Source organism: Pseudobutyrivibrio sp. OR37 (assembly GCF_900113655.1).
Taxonomy (GTDB): domain Bacteria; phylum Bacillota; class Clostridia; order Lachnospirales; family Lachnospiraceae; genus Pseudobutyrivibrio.
Window position 1 is genome coordinate 1 of record NZ_FOQF01000070.1, and the last position, 2,562, is coordinate 2,562.

Annotated in this window: 5 protein-coding genes; all 5 read left to right on the plus strand. The window is 38.7% G+C overall.

Annotated elements, in window-relative coordinates:
- The first annotated feature begins 69 nt into the window (after positions 1-69).
- The 5 genes from BM097_RS15895 (at position 70) to BM097_RS15915 (ending at position 2,370) form a co-directional block, all read left to right on the plus strand.
- Positions 70-390 carry a DMT family transporter gene (locus BM097_RS15895; protein WP_090552668.1) on the plus strand — a complete coding sequence of 107 codons (321 nt, stop codon included), beginning with the start codon at positions 70-72 and terminating at the stop codon, positions 388-390.
- 17 nt (positions 391-407) lie between these two features.
- Complete coding sequence (locus BM097_RS15900) at positions 408-974, plus strand: NUDIX hydrolase (protein WP_090552671.1); 567 nt, start codon at positions 408-410, stop codon at positions 972-974.
- Between the two features lie 270 nt (positions 975-1,244).
- Positions 1,245-1,592, plus strand: coding sequence for a type II toxin-antitoxin system RelE/ParE family toxin (locus tag BM097_RS15905; RefSeq protein ID WP_090552674.1), 348 nt, complete (start codon positions 1,245-1,247; stop codon positions 1,590-1,592).
- A 6-nt stretch (positions 1,593-1,598) separates the two neighbouring features.
- Positions 1,599-1,910: a helix-turn-helix domain-containing protein gene (locus BM097_RS15910; RefSeq protein WP_090552676.1), complete on the plus strand. Its 312-nt coding sequence runs from the start codon at positions 1,599-1,601 to the stop codon at positions 1,908-1,910.
- Between the two features lie 190 nt (positions 1,911-2,100).
- Entirely contained in the window at positions 2,101-2,370 is a 270-nt protein-coding gene (locus BM097_RS15915; protein WP_090552679.1) for a double-stranded RNA binding motif domain-containing protein, read from the plus strand.
- Positions 2,371-2,562 lie beyond the last annotated feature (192 nt).

Below are 2,562 nucleotides of genomic sequence, written 5' to 3' on the forward strand. Positions count from 1 at the left end.
CGTCATTCCTTTACCGTTAGGTCTTAGCAGGTGGAGGAATGGCGTATTTTAATATATGGAGGTTTTTATATGAAATGGATTTATCTATTGATTGCTGGAGCGTTGGAAATTACCTGGGCTGTGGCAATGAAAATGTCTAACGGATTTACGGTATTGATTCCATCGATTGTTACCGGAGTGGGCTACATAGCCAGTGCTGTATTCCTAGCCATTGCACTTAGACAGTTGCCTTTGGGTACCGCCTATGCCATGTGGACTGGAATGGGAGTCCTTGGAACGACGCTACTCGGCGTATTTCTTTTTCATGAAAAACTGTCGGTTCCACAGGTCATATGTGTTATTCTTATTGTAGTTGGAATTGCAGGACTTAAGATACTTGCAAAAGAATGAGAATAAAAGGGAGAAACATGGCAGAAGAGATTTTTGATATTGTAGATGAAAAAGGGCAACCTACCGGCGAGACAGTGACCAGATCAAAGGCCCACGCTGAAGGCATTAGACATAGAACAGCTCACATATGGGTGGTTCGTGAAAATGGAGATAAGACAGAGGTCCTTTTACAGAAGAGAGCTATGAATAAGGATTCTTTTCCAGGCAGATATGACACTTCATCAGCCGGTCACATTCAGGCTGGGGATGAGCCATTGGAATCTGCTGTTAGAGAATTGTCGGAGGAGCTTGGTATTCAGGCGGATCCAGATGATTTACATTTTGAAGGGACATTTCCTATTCAGTATGAAAAGGAATTCCATGGAAAGCCATTCAAAGACAATGAAATTGCGTTTGTCTATGTCTATGACGATGAGGTAGGCATCGATAATCTTACCATCCAAGAGGAAGAGCTGGACAGTGTAGAGTGGTTCGATTTGGAAGAAGTGTATCAGGCATGTCAGCCACCAAGGGATGAGAAGTTCTGCGTTCCTATGGGCGGATTGGAGATAGTACGTAAGCGCCTGATTTCTTGTGGAGGGTGAAACATTTGACCAGGTTATTAAGAAGGATGGATTGTCAGGTAGATATGGAAGAAGGTCTTCTGAAATATAATTCACTTTACAACCTAAAATTATATCGCATATACGATATCTGGACTTTCTGGCATTGAGCTGTCCGATAAAAATACAATGTGTCGAGTAGAATATAATATAGAGGTGGACAGAGACCGAGGAGGTTCTTGATGTTTTTGTAAGCTGATATTGACACCCTACAATGTAGGGTATATAATAAAATTAATAAGGGAGTATAAAGTGAATAGAACATTTATAGAAGTACCACTTTTCACAAAGCGTTGGAAAGAAATAGGGTTAAAAGACGATGATTTATTACGTCTACAGATTATGCTTTTAAAGGATCCACAGTCGGGACCTGTTATGGAAGGAACTGGTGGAATTAGAAAAGTAAGATTTCCTATAGAAAACAGAGGAAAAAGCGGAAGCATTAGAGTTTGCTATACTGATTTTGAAGAATATGAAGCAACATATTTAATTACAGCTTTTAAGAAAAATGAACAGGAGAATCTTACAGAAGCAGAGAAGATAATATTAAAGAAACTTGTTAAGTCATTGAAAGAAGAAGCTGCTAATAATAGGGGGTGACCGTTTATGAGTTCTTTATTTGAGGATTTAAAGGAAGGCTTACAAGAAGCTATTGATTTTGAAAAAGGTAACGGCAAAGCAAAGACTACAACTTATATTATTGACCCAGTACGAAGTTACTCTAATGTTGAAATTAAGGCCGTTCGTAATAAAGCTGGCATGACACAAGCTGTTTTTGCAAACTATCTTGGCGTTTCCAAGAAAACAGTAGAAGCATGGGAGCTTGGAAGAACGCACCCTACTGGGCCAGCTAATAGACTGATTGAGATGCTTGATTCTGGTAATACAGAAAATCTTGCATTTATTTCAAGAGTGTAGGTTCATTTATAGATTTCGAGTAGTGAAAAGTCTTGCAGTGGCAATAAATCCGCTACAAGGCTTTTTTTACGAGAATAATCACAATGCGATGCTGTAATTTTCATACTAGTAGCATCTATTCATTGTAACAAGGATTGGAAATGTAATAATACTGAAGTTTGTAAGAGTAAGAAATTTAGATGTCAATAATATGCTTTTTACGATTCAAGATGAAATCGATGAGCCTTCATTGAATATGGCAATTAATCAACTTGAAACACTTGCCCGTAGAGGGTATTTTTCATGTCCAGAATACACCGCTGAAGAACACCATGATGAGAACGGTAATCCCCTTTGGCATGTGGAATGTCATATTGATGAGGCTGAATATTACTTTTATGCAGATGCATCGTCAAAGAAGCAGGCAAAGAAACAAGCTGCTTATGATATGTTGATGTATGTTTTGTATGAGGAGGATTAATTATGAAAGCGGGGCTATTGACTCTGCTTACTATCATGCGTTATCATCACTACAATTAAACAAACAGACGCCCATTGCTACCGAGTAGTGGGATTCACGTCATTCCTTTACCGTTAGGTCTTAGCAGGTGGAGGAATGGCGTATTTTAATATATGGAGGTTTTTATATGAAATGGATTTATCTATTGATTGC

Excerpts from the sequence above, each read along its gene's own strand:
- BM097_RS15895 (WP_090552668.1), top strand. The coding sequence starts at position 70 with ATGAAATGGATTTATCTATTGATTGCTGGAGCGTTGGAAATTACCTGG.
- BM097_RS15915 (WP_090552679.1), top strand. The coding sequence starts at position 2,101 with ATGCTTTTTACGATTCAAGATGAAATCGATGAGCCTTCATTGAATATG.
- BM097_RS15900 (WP_090552671.1), top strand. The coding sequence starts at position 408 with ATGGCAGAAGAGATTTTTGATATTGTAGATGAAAAAGGGCAACCTACC.
- BM097_RS15910 (WP_090552676.1), top strand. The coding sequence starts at position 1,599 with ATGAGTTCTTTATTTGAGGATTTAAAGGAAGGCTTACAAGAAGCTATT.